General features: G+C 52.8%; 25 protein-coding genes. 15 read left to right on the top strand and 10 right to left on the bottom strand.

The window, feature by feature from the left end; translation table 11 throughout:
* Positions 1-10 precede the first annotated feature (10 nt).
* Both astD and ACXAGQ_RS06330 read left to right on the top strand, forming a co-directional pair.
* Positions 11-1,468 (top strand): succinylglutamate-semialdehyde dehydrogenase, encoded by a 1,458-nt coding sequence (gene astD, locus ACXAGQ_RS06335; protein WP_475252618.1) that lies wholly within the window; start codon positions 11-13, stop codon positions 1,466-1,468.
* A 41-nt stretch (positions 1,469-1,509) separates the two neighbouring features.
* Positions 1,510-2,307 carry a 2-oxoadipate dioxygenase/decarboxylase family protein gene (locus ACXAGQ_RS06330; RefSeq protein ID WP_475254678.1) on the top strand — a complete coding sequence of 266 codons (798 nt, stop codon included), beginning with the start codon at positions 1,510-1,512 and terminating at the stop codon, positions 2,305-2,307.
* Between the two features lie 136 nt (positions 2,308-2,443).
* On the opposite strand, the gene ACXAGQ_RS06325 is transcribed toward ACXAGQ_RS06330, so the two are convergent.
* Positions 2,444-2,632 carry a hypothetical protein gene (locus tag ACXAGQ_RS06325; protein ID WP_475252616.1) on the bottom strand — a complete coding sequence of 63 codons (189 nt, stop codon included), beginning with the start codon at positions 2,630-2,632 and terminating at the stop codon, positions 2,444-2,446.
* Positions 2,633-2,851: 219 nt separating this feature from the next.
* The gene (gene crp, locus ACXAGQ_RS06320; protein WP_036801200.1) at positions 2,852-3,484 is read right to left on the bottom strand and encodes a cAMP-activated global transcriptional regulator CRP; all 633 of its coding nucleotides are present in this window, start codon (positions 3,482-3,484) and stop codon (positions 2,852-2,854) included.
* Positions 3,485-3,754: 270 nt separating this feature from the next.
* Here crp and ACXAGQ_RS06315 point away from each other — a divergent pair, with 270 nt between their 5' ends.
* Positions 3,755-4,162, top strand: a complete 408-nt coding sequence (locus ACXAGQ_RS06315) for an OsmC family protein (protein WP_475252614.1) — start codon at positions 3,755-3,757, stop codon at positions 4,160-4,162.
* Between the two features lie 167 nt (positions 4,163-4,329).
* On the opposite strand, the gene ACXAGQ_RS06310 is transcribed toward ACXAGQ_RS06315, so the two are convergent.
* The 5 genes from ACXAGQ_RS06310 to ACXAGQ_RS06290 all read right to left on the bottom strand — a co-directional run bounded on the left by ACXAGQ_RS06310 (position 4,330) and on the right by ACXAGQ_RS06290 (position 9,083).
* Positions 4,330-5,199: a phosphoribulokinase gene (locus tag ACXAGQ_RS06310; protein WP_475252612.1), complete on the bottom strand. Its 870-nt coding sequence runs from the start codon at positions 5,197-5,199 to the stop codon at positions 4,330-4,332.
* 106 nt (positions 5,200-5,305) lie between these two features.
* Positions 5,306-5,527 carry a YheU family protein gene (locus tag ACXAGQ_RS06305; protein ID WP_475252610.1) on the bottom strand — a complete coding sequence of 74 codons (222 nt, stop codon included), beginning with the start codon at positions 5,525-5,527 and terminating at the stop codon, positions 5,306-5,308.
* A gap of 163 nt (positions 5,528-5,690) precedes the next feature.
* Positions 5,691-6,671: a hydrolase gene (locus ACXAGQ_RS06300; RefSeq protein ID WP_475252608.1), complete on the bottom strand. Its 981-nt coding sequence runs from the start codon at positions 6,669-6,671 to the stop codon at positions 5,691-5,693.
* A 20-nt stretch (positions 6,672-6,691) separates the two neighbouring features.
* Positions 6,692-7,174: a TIGR02444 family protein gene (locus ACXAGQ_RS06295; protein WP_475252606.1), complete on the bottom strand. Its 483-nt coding sequence runs from the start codon at positions 7,172-7,174 to the stop codon at positions 6,692-6,694.
* Complete coding sequence (locus ACXAGQ_RS06290; RefSeq protein WP_475252604.1) at positions 7,161-9,083, bottom strand: ABC transporter ATP-binding protein; 1,923 nt, start codon at positions 9,081-9,083, stop codon at positions 7,161-7,163. Before ACXAGQ_RS06290 ends, ACXAGQ_RS06295 begins: the two co-directional genes overlap by 14 nt.
* 241 nt (positions 9,084-9,324) lie before the next feature.
* On the opposite strand from ACXAGQ_RS06290, the gene kefG reads away from it, so the two are divergent.
* The 4 genes from kefG (at position 9,325) to slyD (ending at position 12,633) form a co-directional block, all read left to right on the top strand.
* Positions 9,325-9,894, top strand: a complete 570-nt coding sequence (gene kefG / locus ACXAGQ_RS06285) for a glutathione-regulated potassium-efflux system ancillary protein KefG (protein ID WP_475252602.1) — start codon at positions 9,325-9,327, stop codon at positions 9,892-9,894.
* Entirely contained in the window at positions 9,884-11,695 is a 1,812-nt protein-coding gene (gene kefB / locus ACXAGQ_RS06280; protein ID WP_475252600.1) for a glutathione-regulated potassium-efflux system protein KefB, read from the top strand. Before kefG ends, kefB begins: the two co-directional genes overlap by 11 nt.
* Positions 11,696-11,748: 53 nt before the next feature.
* Positions 11,749-11,961 carry a YheV family putative zinc ribbon protein gene (locus ACXAGQ_RS06275; RefSeq protein ID WP_317524778.1) on the top strand — a complete coding sequence of 71 codons (213 nt, stop codon included), beginning with the start codon at positions 11,749-11,751 and terminating at the stop codon, positions 11,959-11,961.
* 102 nt (positions 11,962-12,063) lie between these two features.
* The gene (slyD, locus tag ACXAGQ_RS06270; RefSeq protein WP_475252598.1) at positions 12,064-12,633 is read left to right on the top strand and encodes a peptidylprolyl isomerase; all 570 of its coding nucleotides are present in this window, start codon (positions 12,064-12,066) and stop codon (positions 12,631-12,633) included.
* Between the two features lie 49 nt (positions 12,634-12,682).
* Here slyD and ACXAGQ_RS06265 read toward each other — a convergent pair whose 3' ends face one another.
* The 3 genes from ACXAGQ_RS06265 to ACXAGQ_RS06255 all read right to left on the bottom strand — a co-directional run bounded on the left by ACXAGQ_RS06265 (position 12,683) and on the right by ACXAGQ_RS06255 (position 15,393).
* A complete protein-coding gene (locus ACXAGQ_RS06265; protein WP_475251517.1) occupies positions 12,683-14,062 on the bottom strand; it encodes an IS4 family transposase in 1,380 nt (459 codons plus the stop codon).
* A gap of 127 nt (positions 14,063-14,189) precedes the next feature.
* Positions 14,190-14,411 (bottom strand): SlyX family protein, encoded by a 222-nt coding sequence (locus ACXAGQ_RS06260; RefSeq protein ID WP_039468948.1) that lies wholly within the window; start codon positions 14,409-14,411, stop codon positions 14,190-14,192.
* A 4-nt stretch (positions 14,412-14,415) separates the two neighbouring features.
* The gene (locus tag ACXAGQ_RS06255; RefSeq protein ID WP_475252596.1) at positions 14,416-15,393 is read right to left on the bottom strand and encodes a WD40 repeat domain-containing protein; all 978 of its coding nucleotides are present in this window, start codon (positions 15,391-15,393) and stop codon (positions 14,416-14,418) included.
* 177 nt (positions 15,394-15,570) lie between these two features.
* On the opposite strand from ACXAGQ_RS06255, the gene fkpA reads away from it, so the two are divergent.
* From fkpA to fusA, 8 genes are all read left to right on the top strand, one after another.
* Entirely contained in the window at positions 15,571-16,374 is an 804-nt protein-coding gene (fkpA, locus tag ACXAGQ_RS06250; protein WP_475252594.1) for an FKBP-type peptidyl-prolyl cis-trans isomerase, read from the top strand.
* 262 nt (positions 16,375-16,636) lie between these two features.
* Complete coding sequence (locus tag ACXAGQ_RS06245; RefSeq protein WP_317524775.1) at positions 16,637-17,359, top strand: helix-turn-helix transcriptional regulator; 723 nt, start codon at positions 16,637-16,639, stop codon at positions 17,357-17,359.
* Positions 17,356-17,748 carry a sulfurtransferase complex subunit TusD gene (gene tusD / locus ACXAGQ_RS06240; protein WP_475252592.1) on the top strand — a complete coding sequence of 131 codons (393 nt, stop codon included), beginning with the start codon at positions 17,356-17,358 and terminating at the stop codon, positions 17,746-17,748. Before ACXAGQ_RS06245 ends, tusD begins: the two co-directional genes overlap by 4 nt.
* Positions 17,749-17,758: 10 nt before the next feature.
* Entirely contained in the window at positions 17,759-18,115 is a 357-nt protein-coding gene (gene tusC, locus ACXAGQ_RS06235) for a sulfurtransferase complex subunit TusC (RefSeq protein ID WP_475252590.1), read from the top strand.
* A 23-nt stretch (positions 18,116-18,138) separates the two neighbouring features.
* Positions 18,139-18,432: a sulfurtransferase complex subunit TusB gene (gene tusB, locus ACXAGQ_RS06230; RefSeq protein ID WP_475252588.1), complete on the top strand. Its 294-nt coding sequence runs from the start codon at positions 18,139-18,141 to the stop codon at positions 18,430-18,432.
* A gap of 178 nt (positions 18,433-18,610) precedes the next feature.
* Entirely contained in the window at positions 18,611-18,985 is a 375-nt protein-coding gene (gene rpsL, locus ACXAGQ_RS06225; protein ID WP_004399892.1) for a 30S ribosomal protein S12, read from the top strand.
* 96 nt (positions 18,986-19,081) lie between these two features.
* A complete protein-coding gene (gene rpsG / locus ACXAGQ_RS06220) occupies positions 19,082-19,552 on the top strand; it encodes a 30S ribosomal protein S7 (RefSeq protein ID WP_036818327.1) in 471 nt (156 codons plus the stop codon).
* A 90-nt stretch (positions 19,553-19,642) separates the two neighbouring features.
* A complete protein-coding gene (gene fusA / locus ACXAGQ_RS06215; RefSeq protein WP_475252586.1) occupies positions 19,643-21,739 on the top strand; it encodes an elongation factor G in 2,097 nt (698 codons plus the stop codon).
* Positions 21,740-21,790: the final 51 nt, after the last annotated feature.

The raw sequence follows: 21,790 nt of genomic DNA, 5'->3' as shown, positions 1-21,790 counted from the left end.
GGAGAACACCATGACCCAATGGATAGCAGGACGCTGGCTGGACGGCGATGGACAAGCAATGCAGTCGCTCAATCCCTACACCAGTGAAGTGGTGTGGCAAGGGCTGTCAGCCACTGCTGAACAGGTAGAGCAGGCCGTATCAGCGGCAAGGGGGGCATTGGCTAGCTGGCGCAACACACCATTTGCCGAACGCCAGGCGGTTGTCGAGCGATTTGCCGAGCTAGTCAAAGCGCACAGCGAAGCCATTGCTGTGGTGATTGCCGAGGAGACAGGTAAGCCGTTGTGGGAAACCCGCACTGAAGCTGGTGCTATGGTCGGCAAGATTGCAATATCGTTGCGTGCCTACCAGGAGCGTACCGGCGAGAAGCAAAAAGACATCGCCGGCACCCAGGCTGTGCTTCGCCACCGTCCATTGGGGGTCATGGCAGTATTTGGTCCTTACAACTTCCCGGGCCACTTGCCCAACGGCCACATTGTCCCGGCGTTGTTGGCTGGCAACACTGTGGTATTCAAGCCATCAGACCTGACCCCTAAGGTTGCCGAAGAGACCATGAAGCTATGGCAGCAGGCAGGTTTGCCTGATGGCGTGATCAATTTGGTCCAGGGTGCAAGGGCGACCGGAGAAGCTTTGGCGGGTGCCAAGGGCATCGACGGCTTGCTGTTTACCGGCAGTGCCAATACCGGCCATTTGCTGCACCGCCAGTTTGCTGGCCAGCCAGGCAAGATGCTGGCACTCGAGATGGGCGGTAACAACCCTATGGTGATCTCCCGTCACTATGGCGAGTTGGATGCCACTGTCTACACTATTATTCAGTCTGCCTTTATCAGCGCCGGCCAGCGTTGTACCTGCGCCCGTCGTTTATACCTGCCGCATGGTGCGGAAGGGGACCGCATTCTGGCCCGCTTACTTGAACTAACAAGCCAGATCCGTGTCGGTGGTCAGTTTGACGAGCCGGCCCCGTTTATGGGGGCGCAAGTCTCGGTCCAGGCCGCAGACAACATCATGCAGGCCCAGTCGCAGTTGGTTGAGCTTGGCGGTGAAGCATTGCTAGCGGCCACCCGTGGCCAGGGGGCAATTGTCACCCCGGGGATCATCGAAGTCAGCCAGATTGCCGAGTTGCCGGATGAGGAATACTTTGGCCCGCTGCTGCAGGTTGCTCGCTACCACGAGCTAGATGAGGCGGTTGAGAAAGCCAATGATACCCGGTATGGCTTGTCTGCCGGTTTGGTATCGACCGATGATAGCGAATGGCAGTACTTCATCGAGCATATCCGGGCCGGGATTGTGAACCGCAACCGCCAGCTAACCGGAGCCAGTGGTGATGCGCCATTTGGTGGGCCGGGGGCGTCAGGCAACTTGCGGCCGAGCGCGTATTACGCGGCAGACTATTGTGCGTACCCGATGGCATCAATGGAAGGTGAGCAGGCTGAGCTTCCCGCCCAGCTATCACCGGGCATCACGCTTTGATGGCCGTCAATCAATCACCAGCCAAAGAGGATAGCGAGCACATGGAAAGGGTAGAGCAACTATTTTCCGGGCTATGGCAGGATTATATCCAGCGCCTGTGCCCGTCAGCCGCTCAGGTTCATGATCTGCTGACCGAAGAGGAGCCGCTGCTCAATGATCATATTGCGCTGCGGACATTCAACCTGCCGAAGGTCGGGCTTGACCGTCTGGCAGCCCCGTTCATTGCAATTGGCTATAAGCCTTGCGGCCGCTATCACTTTGAGGCCAAGAAGCTGTATGCCGAGCACTTTGAGCACCCCAACCCGCTGGCGCCTAAAGTGTTTATCAGTGAGTTGATGGTCGGGCAGTTCAGTTCTCTGTTGCAACAGACCGTGAGGGATCTGGTCGACCAGGTTCCCGAGCAGGCGATGCATGATCCGGCCTTCCTCTATGGCGGGCGGCTATGGGATTTGGATTATGCGGCCTACGAGTTGTTGGTGGCAGAAAGCGAATACGCAGGCTGGCTTGCCGCCCATGGCTTCGGTGCCAACCACTTTACTGTCAGCCTCAACCAGCTTGAGCAGTTCACCGAAGTGGCCGAGGTCAATCACCTGCTGCGACACAATGGGTTTGACATCAACAGCTCTGGTGGGGAGGTCAAAGGTAGCCCTGAAGTGATGCTCGAGCAGTCATCGACCATGGCTGACAGGGTGGAGGTGGGCTTTACCGATGGGGTCTATACCATCCCCGGTGGCTTCTATGAGTTTGCCAAGCGTTACCCGAAAGAAGACGGTGAGCTATATACCGGCTTTGTCGAAGCGTCGGCAGATAAGATTTTCGAAAGCACCGACGTTAGCTAGTCCAGCTACCTCAGCAGGGGGGACGGTGATACTGGCAAGGACGAAGCTCTAGCTCTCAAGGCCTCTGGCAATGACTGCCACAGGCCTTTTTAAAATCTGGCACCTAGCGTTTAGAGCCTAGCATTTAAAACCTGCATTAATGCTTGAAGCTGTCGAGCGGGTAGCCCAAGTGGGATTCTGGCGGATGGCGTTTCACCTTATCGTGTTGCTCTAAGTAGTGGCGGCTGTCACTGAACCCGGTCATTTCAATGGTATCGGGAAGGGGCGAAATGACGCCGCGGTGCAAGTGATGGGTGCTATGTGGTGAAAAGCGTTCGATGTCCATACCGGTATTCCATTACAGGTGCTGTGGATGATATGCACAATGTAGCACTAAGTGGGGTAGATACAAGCACAAAAACAGTGATGCCGTAGACATTAATACCCTTAAAGCATGAAATGTGAATGTTGAAGCGGGAATACTGGAACGGGCGTGTTGCGGAGAATAAAAAAGCCGCACGAAGCGGCTTTTGGGGATCGGTGTGTATTACGGCTAGCTAATGGCTTAGCGAGTACCGTAAACAACAATGGTTTTGCCGTGGGCAGAAATCAGGTTCTGCTCTTCCAGCATCTTCAAGATACGACCTACAGTCTCACGGGAACAGCCAACGATTTGGCCGATTTCCTGGCGAGTGATCTTGATCTGCATACCATCAGGGTGTGTCATTGCATCCGGCTGTTTAGCCAGGTTCAATAGTGTCTGTGCGATGCGGCCTGTTACGTCCAGGAATGCCAAGTCACCCACTTTCTGGCTTGTCACCTGCAGGCGGCTAGCCATTTGCGCAGATAGGCGCATCAGGATGTCTGGGTTAACCTGGATAAGCTGGCGGAACTTCTTGAAAGAAATCTCAGCGACTTCACAAGGGGTCTTAGCACGAACCCAGGCAGTACGCTCCTGGCCTTCTTCAAATAGGCCTAATTCACCGATGAAGTCACCTTGGTTTAGGTAAGACAGGATCATCTCCTTACCTTCTTCATCCTTGATCAGGACCGCAACAGAACCTTTGACGATGTAGTAGAGCGTCTCTGCTTTTTCACCCGCGTGGATCAAAGTACTCTTTGAAGGGTATTTGTGAATGTGGCAATGGGAAAGAAACCACTCTAGAGTTGGATCTGTTTGAGGTTTACCTGGAACCATATTACTAACTTCCTCTGCGTTTGTTGCCCAACAACGACGTCCTTCAAAATGCGGCTGGGCCTAACCATAATTAGTTCGTCGTTTAGGATATTCAGTCAACCGCTGGGCTGCAAGCTCACGTGAATAATTAGTTCAGATTTTATCTTTTTTCGGCGCGCTTTTCTTGATATTGATCTATGTGAAAAGGCCATTTTGTAGTCATAAGTGTGCACATGATCACACAGTTGCTAGATAGTGCCGAAAGCCCGTAAAAGTTGTAAGGAGAAAGCAATGCAATCACGAGTCAAATGGGTCGAAAATATGACCTTCCTGGGACAGTCAAATTCCGGCCATAGCGTGGTCATGGACGGTAATGGTGGCGAAAAAGCACCAAGCCCGATGGAGCTGGTTTTGATGGCAGCTGGTGGCTGTAGCTCGGTGGATGTGGTTGACGGGCTCAAGTCAGCGGGACAGAAAATTACCGGCTGTGAGGCGCAGATCAACTCGGTTCGCCGCGAGCAGGCACCGCGTATTTTTACTACCGCCAACCTCCACTTTGTGGTCACCGGTGAAAACCTGGACGAATCTGTTGTGGCAAAAACTGTCGCCGATTCGCTGGAAAAGTACTGCTCGGTATGTCTGATGCTGGGCGAAGGGGTTGAGATGACCCATTCGTATGAGGTAGTGGAAGAGTCATAGCGGCACTAAGGCCCTATGGTACTGCGGTTCTGTGGGAAGAGATATCCTGCAGAACCATAGAACCATAGAACCATAGAACCATAGAACCATAGAACCATAGAACCATTAGGCTTTATGGGACCAAAGGCAACTTCACTCAGTGAAGGATGCTCTAGCCATCAATATTCTTATCCAATCTTCCCCGTATCAATCAGCTGCTGGATCAGCGGCCGCATAATTAGTTCCATCGCAAAGCTCATCTTGCCGCCGGGTACCACTAGGGTATTGTGGCGCGACATAAACGACCCCTGGATCATTGATAGCAGGTAGGGGAAGTCCACTTTTTTGATCCCGCGGAAGCGGATCACTACAAAGCTCTCGTCCAGGCTCGGTATCCCCTTCGCGCTGAGCGGGTTGGAGGTATCGACGGTTGGTACCCGCTGGAAGTTGATATGGGTGCGGGAGAACTGCGGGGTGATGTAATTGAGATAGTCATCCATCGAGCGCACGATGGACTCCATCACCGCTTCGCGGGAATGGCCCCGGTCACGGGTATCCCGGACAATCTTCTGGATCCACTCGAGGTTGACGATCGGCACCATGCCAATCAGCAGGTCAACATGCTGGGCAGCATTGACTTCGCCATCGACCACGCCACCGTGCAGCCCCTCATAGAACAGCAGATCGGTATTTTCTGGCAGCGTCTGCCAAGGGGTGAACGTCCCAGGCATTTGGTTGTACGGCACAGCTTCGTCAAACGTGTGCAGGTAGCGGCGGAACTGGCCGCTACCGTCTTCGCCATATTGACGGAAGAAGGTTTCCAGCAACGGGAAGTCGTTGGCCTGCGGGCCGAAATAGCTGATATGGCGGCCTTGCTCTTTGGCCTTGCGGATCTCGACGTCCATCTCCGGACGGGTGAAGCGGTGGAAACTGTCGCCTTCAAGCCAGGCAGCATTGATGCTCATCATATTGAACATCTTACGGAATGCTTCGGAGGTAGTAGACGTTCCCGCCCCCGAGGACCCTGTTACTGCAATAATGGGGTGTTTTGCAGACATGACAAACCCTGTCGTTAACATTAACGGAAAGAGTTATTAACAGGGCTGGGCGGTCAGGTCAAGCCGGGATGTCAAAAATGCAGGGTGGACGAAAGTTGGGGGAGGGCTAACTATGCCCCAATTGGCGCTTTGACTTGATGTCGATGGTCTCGTGCAGCTCGGAGTACACAATCACGGCCTCTCCGCTTTCCAATTGCTTGCGCACCCGGTCGACCTTGGCGGCCAGTGACAGCTCGCGCTCGCCGTAGTCGGTTCCTTCGCGCAGAACGAAATGCTCGATAAGGTTAGTCAGGGTCTCAGGATCAAGGTCTTGCCAAGGAATGTTCATAACGGCGCTTTTTCTGTTGCAGGAGATACTGGGATTATATTGGCAAATGTGTCAGTTGTAGAGAGCCTAGTGTCTGGTTCCTAGATCCTAGGCAGAGCAAGATCATGATATTTAAGCCCCAGAGCAGTCGCGCACCTTTCCAGGATCTAGGTTTTTCCAGGGGCTAGGTTCTAGGTTCTAAAACCTTACTAAACCACTCCGGTACCGTTTTCTCCAGCCAGAAGTCCGGCTGGCGCCATGAGCCAGTGACGAACCCGACATGGCCGCCGTACTGGCACAGATCATATTGGATATGCGGCGGCAGTGGCTCTGTCGGGATCACCGCCTCGGTCATGAACGGGTCGTCTTTGGCATGGATCACCCTAAGCGGAACCGTGACTTCAGCAAGGCGGGGCAGCCCGCTGCAGCGCTGGTAGTAATCGGCGGCATTTTTGAAGCCGTGCAGGGGGGCAGTGACGTGTTCGTCAAATTGCCACAGGGTTTGCAGTTGCTCTGCGACTTCACTCGATACCGGCATATCGTCAGGCAGGGCTGCGATTTTACGGCCCAGGTTACGCTTCATCGAGCCGAGCAAGTATTGCTGGTAGATTTTGGAAAAGCCCTGCTGGATCCGCTCCGAGCAGGCCGCTAAGTCCAGCGGTGGAGAGATCACCTGGGCGGCAGAAAGCTCGGAGTGTTCCCCGCTTTCTGCCAGGTAGTTCACCAGCATATTGCCGCCAAGCGACACACCCACGGCGACAAAGGGCTGGCTTGGCAGTTGCTGGCGCAGCCACTGGATAAAGAAACGAGCGTCGTTGGTTTCACCGGAATGGTAGCTGCGCGGCCTGCGGTTCATCTCACCGCTGCAACCGCGAAAGTGCATCATCACCGCGAGCCAGCCTTGTTGCTTGGCGGCATGGAGCAGGCCGTTGGCGTAGGGGCTGTTAAAGCTGCCTTCCAAGCCATGGAACAGGATCATCACCGGCTGGCCGGGCTGGCACTCGACAACGGGGGCGGTCCAGGCCAAGTCGAGGAAATCGCCATCAGGCGTCTCGATACGCTGGGTAAGGGGAGTGAACAATGGCTTGCGGCGCAAAAAGCGCGGCAGTAGGGTTTGCAGGTGGGGGTTTGCGAGCCCTTTGGCTGGTTGGAAAGCCATTGTCATAATTGCTCCTCGAGGTGGTGCTACTTCGCCATCAGTTTGTCTATCAATGCCACAGCCCCCAGGCGATGGCAATAGCGCGCCAGGTTTGCAGCAGGCTCATGGTCTGCTACGCGGCGGATCGGCATTTGGTTTAACGCTGCAATCAAATCGTGCTGCTGCTGGCGCTCCATCTGTAGCTCGAAGTCTTTGAGTTGCTCGTAACCCTTGCTATCAAGCTGGGGTTTGAGCGAGCGGCGCATATGGCGGTAGCGCCCGAGCAGGCCCTCAGTCGGCTTGAGGCTTTGCTCCAACTGTTCGCGCTGTGGCGACGAGAGGTCGATGGACTGTGCATCGAGCCAGATCATCAGCAGGGCTAGGTTGATGCTGCCATTGTGGAACGTCTGCAGGGCCAGACAGGCGGCTTCGACGTCCGCCTTAAAGTAGTGAGTGTAGCTAAACTGCCAGAAGGCATCATGGCTTAGCAGCGCTTGGCTCGAATGGCTTAGGTCATTACTCTGGGGCATGCTGCTGCTCCATCGCCTCGAGTTCTTCCTGTAGCTCCATCCACTCCATTTCCACTTCTTCCAGCGATGACTTGGCATCGGCTTGAAGCTGTAGCTGCTCGTTTAAGCGTGCTTTGTTTTCAGCTTCATAGATACTGCTGTCACTGAGCTGGGTTTCGGCGTCAGAGATAGTGGCATTGAGCTTGTCCATCTTGGTTTCAAGCTGAGTGATCTTTTTGCGCAGTGGGGCGGTTAGCTTGCGCAGCTCGGCTTCCAGGCGCTTCTGCTCTTTACGCGAAGATGCACTGTTGTCCTTGGTCACTTCCGGTTTGCTGGACTGCTGCTCGCGGCGCTCGTTGCGTTGCTGCTCAGTCAGCCACTTGTGGTAGTCATTGAGATCGCCGTTGAACGGGACGACTTGGCGGTCATGGACGAGGTAGAGATCATCGGTGGTCGCACGCAGTAGGAAACGGTCGTGGCTGACAATTACCATGGCGCCATCGTATGACTGCAGGGCTAGCGTCAGTGCCTGGCGCATATCGAGATCCAAGTGGTTGGTCGGTTCATCGAGTAGCAACAGGTTAGGGCGCTGCCAGACGATCAGTGCCAGTACCAAGCGGGCTTTCTCACCGCCGGAGAACGGGCCGACTTTCTCCAGTGCCTTATCACCCAGGAAGCCGAAGCTGCCAAGGTAATCGCGTAGTTGCTGTTCGGTGGCCTGCGGGGCAATGCGTGCCATATGCTGGACCGGGGTGTCGTCCATGTACAGAGTTTCTAGCTGGTGCTGGGCGAAGTAGCCGATTTTTACCCCTTGCGAGTAGGTCAAATCCCCGGCTTTGGCAGGCAGTTCACCGGCCAGCATTTTGATCAGGGTTGATTTACCGGCACCATTTCGGCCAAGCAGGCCGATGCGGCTGCCCGGTACCAGGTTGAGGCGGATTTTTTCGAGGATCAGGTTATCGCCATAGCCGGCAGCGACTTGGTCCATCATCAAAATAGGGTTCGGCAGGGCACTAGGCTCGCGGAACTCGAAGCTGAACGGGTTATCGAACTGGGCTGGCAGTACTTTTTCCATCCGCTCAAGGGCCTTGATCCGGCTTTGTGCCTGGCGGGCTTTGCTGGCCTTGTAGCGGAAGCGGTCGATATAAGACTGCATGTGCGCCATTTGTTTCTGCTGCTTCTGGTACATAGCCTGCTGCAAAATCAGCTTTTCTGCGCGCTGGGTTTCAAACGATGAATAGTTACCGGTGTAGCTGTTCATGGTTTGGTTTTCGATGTGGATGATCCGGTTGACGACAGGATCGAGGAAATCACGGTCGTGCGAGATCAGTACCAGCGTACCACGGTAGCTCTGCAACCATTTTTCCAGCCACATCACAGCGTCGAGATCCAAGTGGTTTGTTGGTTCATCGAGGAGCAGTAGATCGGAGCGGCAAAGCAGGGCCTGGGCAAGGTTGAGACGCATACGCCAACCACCCGAGAATTGGGTCAGGTGCCATTGCATTTGCTCTTGCGAAAAGCCAAGGCCGTCAAGCAGCTCGGCAGCACGGGCGCGGATGCTGTAGCCGCCGATGGCTTCCAGCTTGCCGTGCAGCTCGGCAACCTTGTTACCGTTGTCTTCTTGTTCGGCAGCGAGCAGGTCGGCTTCGAGCTGGCGGTACTCACGGTCACCGTCAATCACATACTCCAGCGCCTCGCGCTCAAGGGCCGGGGTTTCCTGCGCTACCCAGGCCAGCTCCCAGTTGGCCGGGTACTGGCAGTTGCCGGCATCAACGCTCAGTTCGTGCTTGAGCAGGGCAAACAGGGTGGACTTGCCACAGCCATTTTTGCCGACCAGACCGACTTTGTCGCCCGGGTGGATAGTTGCCGTGGCTTGGTCAAGCAGGATCTTGCCACCGCGTAGAAGTTGGATATCGGAAAAAGTGATCATTGACTGTGCCGGGGTGCCCCGCTCCGCAAAAACTGAATGCAAGAATAAGTGCGGAGTCTACCGCAAAGCGGCGGTGACCGCTAATACCTGCCTCGGTGGAAATAAAAGCAACCAAGCGGGCAGCAGACGGCGATTAATCGATCCTCTTTGCCTGCAATTATGTATTATGTGGATATAGGTTAATAAAAAGTTGTAACTCATGGCGAAATAGGCATATTTTGCTGTTGTAACAAGGAATGCTATGTCAGCAAAAGGACTTCCACGCATACTCGTACTCTATGCCCACCCTGATCCAGAGGCATCGGTCGCCAACCGCGCCATGCTGGCAGCGATCAGCCGGCTCCCCCATGTCACGGTCCATGATCTCTATGCGGCCTATCCTGATTTTTTCATCGATATTACTTTCGAGCGCGAGCTGGTCAGGGATCATGACATCATCGTTTTCCAGCATCCGTTGTATATGTATTCCTGCCCGTCGCTGCTCAAGGAGTGGATCGACGTTGTCCTGAGCAAGGGGTTTGCCCACGGTGAAGGCACCCAGACCCAAGGGAAATATTGGCGTTCGGTGATCACCACCGGCGGGGCGGCCGAGGCTTATACGCCTGACGGCTACAACCGCTGCAGTGTGGATGAAATTCTCCGTCCGTTCGAGCTCAGTGCCATGCTGTGCCGGATGAAATGGATGCCGCCTTTGGTTTTGCACTGGGCCCGCCGGATACCTGCCGATGAGCGAGCACAACACGCCGAGGACTACCGCCAATGGCTGGAAGCGCCAACGGCCCTGATGGAGGAGGCGAAGTATGGCGAGTGATGTGTTGTCGGTCAGTGTCGTCTTTCTTGCCGCTGCGGTGGTAGCGGTGCCGATTGCCCAGCGCTTGGGGCTGGGCTCGGTGCTGGGCTACTTGCTGGCAGGGATCGCCATTGGTCCGTGGGGGCTGCGGCTGATCTCCGATGTTGATGCAATTCTCCATTTTTCCGAATTCGGTGTGGTGCTGCTGCTGTTCCTGATTGGCCTGGAGCTTAACCCCAAGAAGCTATGGCAGATGCGCAAACCGATTTTGGGACTCGGTGGTAGTCAGGTGGTAGTCACTAGTTTGGTGATTGCGGCCCTAGTATTAATGTTGGCTGGTCAGTCATTGCTGCCTGCGGTGTCTTGGCGCGATGCGCTAGTGGTCGGGATGGGTTTGGCCTTGTCATCCACCGCGATTGCCTTGCGGGTAATTGAAGAGCAAAACCTTGGCGGCAGCGAAACAGGCCAGTCTGGTTTTGCCGTGTTGTTGTTCCAAGACATTGCCGTGATCCCTATGCTAGCGATATTGCCGGTTTTGGCCGGTGGCGGCGGTGGCAGCTGGATTGATTTTGCCTGGATGATCGGCGGTATCCTTGCCTTGTTGGTCGGCGGCCACTTCTTGCTGCGGCCGCTATTCCGCTGGGTGGTGATGAGCGGCGTGCGCGAGCTGTTTAATGTTGCAGCGCTGCTGCTGGTGATCGGTATCGCCTTAGGGATGCAGTCGCTCGGGTTGTCGATGGCTCTCGGTACTTTCTTGGCCGGGGTGCTGCTGGCCGAGAGTGAATACCGTCATGAATTAGAAATTGCCATCGAGCCATTTAAAGGGTTATTGCTGGGCCTGTTTTTTATCTCGGTGGGTATGGCGGTCAACCTTGGGTTGCTATTGCAGTATCCATTACAGATTTTGATGGCAGTTGTAGCGCTTATCAGCATCAAGGGGCTAATTTTGTACGGGCTAGCCAGAATATTTGGCACTCGGGCAAAGTCGCGCAGTCAGATGGCGGCGATCCTCAGCCAGGGCGGTGAGTTTGCTTTTGTCCTGTTTACCGCAGCTATGGGCGAGGGATTGCTGGGTGGCGAGCTGTCGGCGTTCTTGTTGGTAGTAGTGAGCTTGTCGATGATGACAACGCCGCTGATTTTGCTGCTGCAGGACAAGTGGTTTATCCGCACCTTCAAGGCGGAGGCCGAGGCGGAAATGGAGTCGGATGTGATAGACCGTGAACCACGGGTGATCATTACCGGTTTTGGCCGTTTTGGTCAGGTCGTGGGACGGTTGCTGTTTGCCAATAAAATCCGGGTCACGGTACTGGAGCGCGATCCTAGTCAGATCCAGTTCCTGCGCAAGTTTGGCTACAAGGTGTACTACGGGGATGCGACCCAGCTTGAGCTGCTGCGTGCTGCCGGGGCTGATAAGGCGGAAGCGATCATCATCTGTACCGATGAGCCGGATGAGGTGATGGAAGTGGTCGAATTGTGTCAGCAGTATTTTCCTAAGCTTAAAGTGCTAGCACGGGCTAGAAGCCGGGTTGAGGCACACCAATTGCTGAGTCATGGCGTCGAGAACTTTTCCCGCGAAACTTTTGCCGGCGCCCTTGATTTGGGCCGTCAGGCCCTCATATCTCTGGGTATGCATCCCTATCAAGCTAAACGGGCAGAAGCCCATTTCCGCCGTTTGGATACCACCACGCTAAGGGACTTGTTACCGCAGCACTCGGAAGATGTCCACCTGGCCACCCGGGCCCGTGAAGCGCGCAAAGAGCTGGAAGAGATCTTTGATAGGGAAATGCGGGGAGAGCGAGAGCGTCATAATGGCTGGGATTGACCGGCCCCTATACGATAGTGACAACAACGAACATAGTGGCAAGGAGCGAAAGCATGGCCAAGAAACGGTTTATCGCCGGTGCAGTCTGTCCAAGCTGTAGTCAGCAGGATACGTTGCGCTGGTGGCAGGAAAATGAGGTCGAGCGAGTTGAATGTGTATCATGCGGCCATACCGATACCAGAGCGCCTCAGTCCGTCGAGCAGAGCGAGCAACTCTCCTCGCAAACCAAACAACAGGTTATCGGGATTTTCAAGCCCGAGGACTAAATAGGCTGGACAGCCTGTAAACAGAATATTGGCATCTTGCTGCCATTATCCGGTATCATGCGGGCGAAATCCTTTGATACCCAGTTCAAAATTGGAGTAAACATGAAAGTCGCTAAAGACATCGTAGTAAGCCTGGCTTACCAAGTTAAGACCGAAGAAGGCGTTGTTGTTGACCAGTCGACAACTGAAGCACCTCTTGATTACCTACACGGCCACAACAACCTGATCGTAGGTTTGGAGAAGGCGCTTGAAGGCCGCGAAGCTGGCGACAAGTTTGAAGTGACAGTTGCTCCAGAAGAAGCATACGGCGAGCACATCGATGCGATGGTTCAGCGTGTACCGGCTGACGTTTTCCAGGGCGTAGACGAAATCACTGTTGGCATGCGTTTCCTAGCTGACACTGACCAGGGCCCAATCCCTGTAGAAGTGACTGAAGTTGACGGCGACCACGTTGTTGTCGACGGCAACCACATGCTAGCTGGCCAGACGCTGACTTTCGGCGTAGAAGTTGTTGCTGTTCGCGCGGCGACTGAAGAAGAAGTTGCTCACGGCCACATCCACCAGGGTGGCGGCTGCTGTGGCGGCGGTAGCTGCGGCGACCACGACCACGGTGAGAAAGAAGAAGGCTGCTGCGGCGGCGAAGAAAAAGGCGGCTGCGGCTGCTCACACTAATCCCTCGCGATTAGCATGAAAAAAGGAAGCCAATTGGCCTGTCTCTTGATCACATCTCATCAGAGGTAAAGGATTGGGCTATAAGGTATCCTTCTTGAATTGCTGCTAATTTATACCAGCCTCGCCATAGGGCGGCCCAACCGGGCCGCCCTGTTCGCTTACTGTCATACCATCCGCCTAGCCTTGCTAATGTAACTCGAGCCCATTTCAGATCTGGAGCTGTTGTTGGTAAGGGCTTATTTTCTTGTTTGACCCATAATAATTTCCAGCATATTCCGGGTAGAACAGACTCACAGCTACTGGTTTCTTGTCCGCGGCTTTCTGCTCTAAGTTGTAACAAGCGGATAGCGATAAACGCTTGAATGACGGCAACTCTCTCCAGGTTGTCCTTTGATTGAAGTTGCAGTGCTTCGACATCGGTTCCATCACTTTTCCACGCCTTGTGGAACTCTTCAACCAACCAGCGCTGTTCGTAGTAACTGATTATCTCCTGGGCTTTCGCTAACGTTGTCACTGGCTCTGAAGTCAGTAAGTGCCACTCCAATTTTTCGTTGTTGTCACCTCGCTCTTTACAACCAACATAATACAGAGAAAGTGACTTGCCACACTTATTGGCTGGAACCTTAATCGTAATAGGAGCAAAGCATACATCTAATGTTGCTTTACGCGCTTTGCGACCACCCCGTTGAGCAATATGGACAGTTCGTTGTCCCGATGGGGATAACTCCTTTGCATAATCATGGAGCTTATAACCACTTTCCTCAATGCAGCGACTATAGGTCGAGCGCACAACAAAACGCTGCTGGTTGGTCAGCTTGTAATGTAAGTATTCGTAGATGTCTGACTCCCTATCACACACTGAAATGACTCGGGCTTGGAGTTGACCTAAACGTTCAGACATTGCGGTTGATGCCTGTTGCCACTTGAAGGTCTCCTTCTCTTCATACGGTCGCTTGGCGAACTTATGTCCCCGGCCTCGAGTCGCAATATCCCTCGTCCACCGCTGTTGTTCGATTAGCCCCACAACCTTTTGCTCGCGTGGTGCAAACAACAGAACAGAGTGAGCTAGCATCCCCCGGGTTCGATTTCCCGAGTTCACGTGACCAAGTTCATCGGAGAGGCTTTTATGCGTGTAGGTTAGAGCGGTGGAGTCTTCAAGGGCAAGTAATAAGTCATGCGCTTCAGCCTCGTTAGTTGTTGCCACAAAACCGGCTTCAGCTATCGCATTGGCTTCAACATCAGGGTTACGGATGAGGCGATATGCCCCTTCAATAGAGGCGGGATTAGGGCAGGCTTGCACAATAGACACTCCAACATTAGATGCCATATCACTGGCTAATTGGACTAGTCGTTGTGTACGTCTAGAGTCGCCAAGCTTGGCATGCGAAAAGGTTTGTTGAGCCCATTCTAAAGTAGAATTCCCTATCATGATGATGACCTTTACTCATATTGTGTAAGATCGGATCGCAATAAAGAAAAAGAGTTCAAAAAAAGCCCCCGCCATGAAGCGGGGGACTTGTGTATAAGAGACAGGCCGCAGCCTCCTTTTTTGTTTTTTAATAATGCGGCGGCGGTGTCTCTTCCGACTCGCTGGCCAGGTTGGATGGCTCCATCCCCTTGACTTTGCCGACCATGAACTTCAACTGCGTCTGCATCTTGTCAATCAGGAACTGCTGCTCGGTCAGGGCCTGGTTGAGATCCTCGATGGTTTGCTCCTGAAAAGCCTGCTTCATTTCAAGCTCGTCGATGCGGGCTTGTAGCTGTTCGATTTCTTTCATTGCGTTATTCCGTCGTCCATTGCTGGGCGATACCTGCTGACGTTCCCGAGATCACATGACCGTCGGGCGTAATGGCCACATCATACACCACCGCAGCGGGTGGTCGAGTATCTTGTTTGGCTGCCGCTTCCCAGCGCCCCAGATTATCACCGCTTTGGGTGTCCCACAGTTCGACTCGGCGGGCAGGGGAACCAGTAGCGAGTAGCTTTCCGTCGTCCGAGAACCGGGCGCTGGATAAGATCTGCTGGCGCATCCTTACGGCCAGCGAAGAGACTTGCTCGCCGCTTTGCAGATCCCAGATAAGAATGTCGTTACTGCCATCTGCCGTCATCGCCAGTTTACCATCACGCTGCAAGGCCACTCGGCTGATCCGGCTCTGGTGCTCAAAGTGCTGGAGGATTTGGCCGCTTTGGGTATCCCATAGATAGGCGGAATGATCATTTCCCCCGGAAAGGGCATAACGGCCATTGGCTGAAATGGCGACGGAATTGACTTTTTCGCGGTGGGCAAGGAACTCTAGCCGTCTTCCGCTGCCCAAGTCGACGTATAGGGCTTTGCCGTTGGATAGTGCCAGCAGTACATGCTGGCCATTGTTGGCGATGGCGGCATCACGGATAAGGCCGTCGGATATCGACCACAGCCCTTCGGATTGGCCCCAGGCCAGATCCCAAACGGAAAAGTTTTGCGCGGTTGCGGTGATGGCGTAGCGGCTGTTATCGGAAATATGGCTACTAAGCACCGTATTGTGATATGGATCTTGAGAACCAAACTCCGCTAACTTTTTGTTTTGCTGTAAATCCCACAGCACGATACCTTGTTGGGCTGAGTGGTAGAGAGCAAACCGTCCGTCTCGGCTGAGGCTGAAACTGGTGGTGCCTTCCGGGGCTAGGGGCCAGCGATTGAGTTCAGTTCCGGAAAAAAAACAGCCAGTGAGAATGAAAAGTGCCAAAATGAAGCATGGCACGTATCTTTTTGTTTGCATTAAGGTCTGGTTCCACTTGGTTAACACATAGTGTCATTTCCTTATGAATGCACTGCCGGGCAGTGAATTCATAAGGTTCATATTAGTATATTGATCTACAGTGCTTTTCATACCGCTTGATGAAAAGGCTGGCGACTGATTTTTGAGGCATTGCCTCATTTTAAAATGGAGAAATACATGAAACCTGTTCTGAAGATGTCTGTTTTGGCTGCAACGATCCTGCTAGCTGTAGGCTGCCAAGATGAAAAAGCAGCGGAAACAAAACCGGCAGAGCCTGCAAAAGTAGAGCAGGTGGCAGCTGAAGCCGCACCGGCGACCTTCGCGACCGAAGATGACAAAGCTGCTTACGCAATTGGTGCGTCTCTGGCTCAGTACTTGGCTGCAAACCTGGATCAGCAAAAAGAGCTGGGCTTGGAATTGAGTAAAGAGCAAGTGCTAGCGGGTGTGACTGATGTGTTTGCTGACAAGAGCCGCCTGACGCCGGAAGAAACCCAGCAGGCGCTTCAGTCGCTGGATCAGCGCGTGTCTGAAATTGCCCAGCAGAAAGCACAGGAAGAAGCCGAGAAGAACATCAAGGCTGGTGAAGATTACCGTGCTGAGTTCGAGAAGAAAGATGGCGTAGTGAAGACTGACTCAGGCCTGCTTTACCAAGTAGAGACTCAAGGTGAAGGCGACAAGCCGGCAGCGACTGATACCGTTAAAGTCCATTACAAAGGCATGCTGACCGATGGCACAGAGTTCGACAGCTCGTACGCGCGCAACCAGCCAGCCACTTTCCCGCTGAACCAAGTAATTTCTGGTTGGACTGAAGGTGTTCAGCTAATGCCAGTTGGCTCCAAGTTCACTTTCGTTATCCCGCCAGAGCTAGCTTACGGCTCTCAGGCAAACCCAAGCATCCCTGCTAACTCAACGCTGGTATTCGAAGTAGAGCTTCTGGATATCGTTAAAGCGGAACAGCCAGCAGAAGAAGCTGCCCAGTAATCTTGCACGTAGCCAGTTTACAGGCAAGGATAAGTTTAAAAACCCAGCTTCGGCTGGGTTTTTTTATCACCCCAGTTGTATATGATGTGAAAATGTTCAGGCTTATGTCTGAAATCTGATAAACTTGCAAGCAAGATTTGAAAATTTATCAATCGCCGTGAAATATCCATTCGCGGTGAGGCATAGCCCATTCTATTAATTTTTCCCACTTCTGTGGCGCAGACGTTAAATAGAATGGGCAAACAGCAAGGAAGATAGACGCGTGGTATCTACTGAAAATTTTGGCTCAGAAGTGATGGTCGAGAGTGACTTGATTGAGCCGCGTGCTTTTAGCGAGCACGATTACATTATCCTACGTTCATACGAGGCTGTCGTTGACGGCTTGGCCGCCTTGATTGGCCCATTTTGTGAAATCGTGCTGCACTCGCTGGCCGATCTCAATACCTCTGCAATCAAGATTGCCAACGGGGAAAATACCGGCCGTAAAGTGGGCTCGCCGATCACCGATCTTGCCCTGCGCATGCTGCGTGATATCGAAGGCTCGGAGCGAAACTTCTCTCGTGCCTACTTTACCCGTGCCAAGGGCGGCGACCTGATGAAATCGATCACCATTGCGATCCGCAACGGCGACAATGACATCATCGGCTTGCTGTGTATCAACGTCAACCTCGATGCCCCGTTCTCGCAGATCCTGCAATCCTTCATGCCGACTGATGAAGCCAAGCAGGCGGCATCGAGCGTGAACTTTGCCAGCGATGTCGACGAGTTGGTTGACCAGACCGTTGAGCGCACCATCGAAGAGATCAACGCCGACAAGAACGTGTCAAACAATGCCAAGAACCGCCAGATCGTGATGGAGCTGTTCGACAAGGGCATCTTCGATATCAAGGACGCCATCAACCGGGTGGCTGACCGACTCAATATTTCCAAGCACACGGTCTACCTCTACATCCGCCAGCGCAAAACCGAGGATGGCGAAAAATGAGCCTAAATTATGTGCTGGTTGTAGAAGGCCCGGCCTACGGGACTCAGTCAGCACGCTCGGCCTATCAGTTTGCCGCTGCGCTGCTGGCTGAAGGGCACCGCTTGTCACGGGTGTTTTTCTACCAGGACGGGGTGCACAATGGCTCCGCCCTGACGGCTCCGGCGTCGGATGAGTTTGATTTGGTCGCGGCTTGGCAGCAACTGGCACGGGCTCACGGCACCGAGCTGCAAACCTGCGTCGCGGCAGCTCTGCGCCGCGGCATCATCAGTCCCCAGGAAGCCGAACAGAACCAACTGGCAAGCAGTAATTTGGCGGAAGGTTTTGAGCAGGCAGGGTTGGGTGGTTTGGCCGAAGCCATGTTGACCGCCGATCGCGTTATTCAGTTTTAGCAGGATAATCATGACATCTCTAGGTTTTGTATTCCGCCATGCCCCTCATGGTATTGCTTCGGGCCGTGAAGGCCTTGACGCGGTATTGGCGACATCCGCCTATAGCGAAGATATTTCGCTGTTCTTTCATGGCGACGGTGTTTACCAGTTACTGGACGGCCAGCAGCCAAAAGACATTTTATCCCGCGACTATATCGCTACCTTCAAGATGCTTGAACTCTATGACATCGAACAGGTTTATGTCTGCAGCCAGTCATTGCAGGCTCGCGGTCTAACGACAGACGATCTGCTGATCGATGTTATTGCCTGCGATGCGGATGAGTTTTCCGGCCATTTGCATGCCTGCCAACGCGTGCTGACATTCTAAGCCCTTTCTCGGTGAGGCTCTGTATGCTCCATATTTTTACCCGCTCCCCATTTCAATCCCGAGCGTTTGATGAATCGGTTGCGGTGATCAGCCAAAATGACTCGATTTTGCTGATCCAAGACGCAGTTATCGCTGCTACGGTTGAAAATAGCCCAATTTTTTCGTTCCAAGATGCCGGCGTAAAAATTTATTTACTGGCAGAGGATTTAGCTGCTCGCGGGCTGCAGGATAAGCTTAAGCTTGAAGTCAATGTTGTTGATTATAAAGGCTTTGTTGGCTTGACTGTTGATTGCGAAACGCAAATGAAGTGGGCTTGACAGGCATTCTCAAACCTTGGAAAACCCGTGGATATCAGGTTGATTAAGAAATAATCATTTGATTGATCGCTGGTTACATCTTGACACCCTTGGGTGCGATGCCTAAAATTTCGCGTCCTCCTGTTGTTGGGAGGCAGATTTTTCACATTTACGAAAGTAATATTTCAGGAGCTATTTAATGGCAACTATTAACCAGTTGGTACGTAAGCCACGTGCTAAGCAAGTTGTAAAAAGCAACGTGCCTGCACTAGAAGCGTGCCCACAGAAGCGTGGTGTATGTACTCGTGTATACACTACTACTCCTAAAAAACCTAACTCAGCACTTCGTAAAGTTTGTCGTGTACGTCTGACAAACGGCTTCGAAGTAACATCGTACATCGGCGGTGAAGGTCACAACCTTCAGGAGCACTCAGTTGTTCTAATCCGTGGTGGTCGTGTTAAAGACCTTCCGGGTGTTCGTTACCACACTGTTCGTGGTGCACTTGACTGTGCAGGCGTTAATGACCGTAAACAAGGTCGTTCTAAGTACGGTGTGAAGCGTCCTAAGTCTTAATGGATTCCGTTAAGTAAGGCCAAACACTAAAATTATTTAATTTTTGAAGAAACTGAAAAGTTTTGGATAACCTGAAGAAGACAACGGAGAATATCCATGCCACGTCGTCGCGTAATCGGTCAGCGTAAGATCCTTCCAGATCCAAAGTTCAAATCTGAATTGCTGGCAAAATTCGTTAACATCCTAATGGTTGACGGTAAGAAATCTACTGCTGAGAAAATTGTTTACTCTGCACTAGAAACAATGGCTGAGCGTTCTGGTGAAGAACACCTAGCTATCTTTGAAAAAGCTCTTGAAAATGTACGTCCAGCGGTAGAAGTTAAGTCTCGCCGTGTGGGTGGTTCAACTTACCAGGTGCCTGTAGAAGTACGTCCAGTACGTCGTAACGCACTAGCTATGCGTTGGTTGGTTGAAGCTGCGCGTAAGCGTGGTGAAAAATCTATGGCTCAGCGTCTAGCAGGCGAAATGCTTGATGCGGCTGACAACAAAGGTTCTGCTGTTAAGAAACGTGAAGACGTTCACCGTATGGCAGACGCGAACAAAGCGTTCGCACATTACCGCTGGTAATCACCCCGGTAATACAAATAGGGCGCGGCAAGCTTGGCTTGTCGCGCCTAAACCATACTCTAAGGACTCCCTTAGTAAGAGGATACTGCCGTGGCTCGTAAAACGCCTATCGAGCGCTACCGTAACATCGGTATTTGTGCTCACGTTGACGCCGGTAAAACAACAACTACCGAGCGTATCCTGTTCTATACAGGCTTATCTCACAAAATTGGTGAGGTTCACGACGGCGCAGCTACCATGGACTGGATGGAGCAGGAGCAGGAGCGTGGTATCACTATCACATCTGCTGCAACTACAACCTTCTGGCGTGGTATGGAAGCTCAGTTCCCTGAGCACCGCGTAAACATCATCGATACCCCAGGACACGTTGACTTTACCATCGAGGTAGAGCGTTCATTGCGTGTGCTTGATGGTGCTGTTGTTGTTTTCTGTGGTTCATCAGGTGTTGAGCCTCAGTCTGAGACCGTTTGGCGCCAGGCTGACAAGTACGAAGTACCGCGTATGGTTTTCGTAAACAAGATGGACCGAGCTGGTGCCGACTTCCTGCGTGTTGTTGACCAGATCAAAAACCGTCTTGGTGCGAACCCAGTGCCAATTCAATTGAATATCGGTGCTGAAGACGAATTCAAAGGCGTTGTTGACCTTATCAAGATGAAGGCTATCAACTGGAATGAAGATGATCAGGGTATGTCATTTACCTATGAAGACATTCCAGCTGACATGGCTGAGCTTGCTGAGGAATGGCGTCAGAACCTGGTTGAATCAGCCGCGGAAGCGTCTGAAGAGCTGATGGACAAGTACCTTGAAGAAGGTGAGCTGTCTGAAGCGGAAATTAAGGCCGGTCTTCGCCAGCGTACGCTAGCGAATGAGATCGTGCTGGCAACCTGTGGTTCAGCATTCAAAAACAAAGGCGTTCAGGCTGTACTTGATGCAGTGATTGAATTCCTGCCTTCGCCAACGGAAGTGAAAGCTATCCGCGGTGAAGACGAAGCTGGTAACGAAGTTGAACGCCACTCTAGTGATGATGAACCATTCTCAGCACTAGCGTTCAAAATCGCGACCGACCCATTCGTTGGAACTTTGACCTTCATGCGTGTTTACTCTGGAGTTGTAAATTCAGGCGACACCGTCTACAACTCAGTAAAAGAAAAACGCGAGCGTTTCGGTCGTATCGTACAGATGCACTCGAACAAGCGTGAAGAAGTTAAGGAAATCCGCGCGGGTGATATCGCTGCAGCGATTGGCCTGAAGAATGTCACCACCGGTGACACCCTGTGTGACCAGGACCACAAAGTGGTTCTAGAGCGCATGGAATTCCCAGAGCCAGTAATTCAAATCGCTGTAGAGCCTCGCTCTCAGGCTGACCAAGAGAAAATGGGTATTGCACTAGGTAAACTGGCTGCAGAAGATCCATCTTTCCGCGTCGAAACCGACGATGAATCTGGTCAGACTCTGATTTCAGGCATGGGTGAACTTCACCTTGATATCATCGTTGACCGTATGAAGCGCGAGTTCAGCGTTGAATGTAACGTTGGTAAACCTCAGGTGGCTTACCGTGAAACTATCCGTGGCAAAACGGAAGTGGAAGGTAAATTTGTACGCCAGTCTGGTGGTCGCGGCCAATATGGTCACGTATGGCTGAAAATCGAACCATCGGAGCCTGATGAGGGTTTCGTGTTCGTGGACGAAGTCGTTGGTGGTGTGGTACCGAAAGAGTACATTGGTGCTGTTGCAAAAGGTATCGAAGAGCAGATGAACAACGGTGTGCTGGCTGGCTATCCTGTATTGGATGTCAAAGCGACCCTGTTCGACGGTTCTTACCATGACGTTGACTCCAACGAAATGGCATTTAAGATTGCCGGTTCTATGGCTTTCAAGAAGGGTGCGCTACAAGCAGAGCCTGTGATTCTTGAGCCATTGATGAAGGTTGAAGTAACCACTCCGGAAGACTGGATGGGTGATGTTGTTGGTGACCTTAACCGTCGCCGCGGCATGATCGAAGGTATGGACGAAGGCCCTGCTGGCCTGAAGATTGTCCGTGCTAAAGTACCGCTTTCGGAAATGTTCGGTTACGCAACCGACTTGCGTTCAGCGACCCAGGGTCGTGCGTCATACTCAATGGAATTCAGTGAATACTCTGATGTTCCAAAGAATGTCGCCGATGCTATCATCGCCGAGCGTGGTTAATCGCAAGATCTATATTGCGCCAATGGCTGTTGGCGCATAAAATAGCAACTT

This window comes from Photobacterium sp. ABD4_091, assembly GCF_056160145.1.
This window is presented reverse-complemented; position numbering and strand designations above follow the sequence as displayed.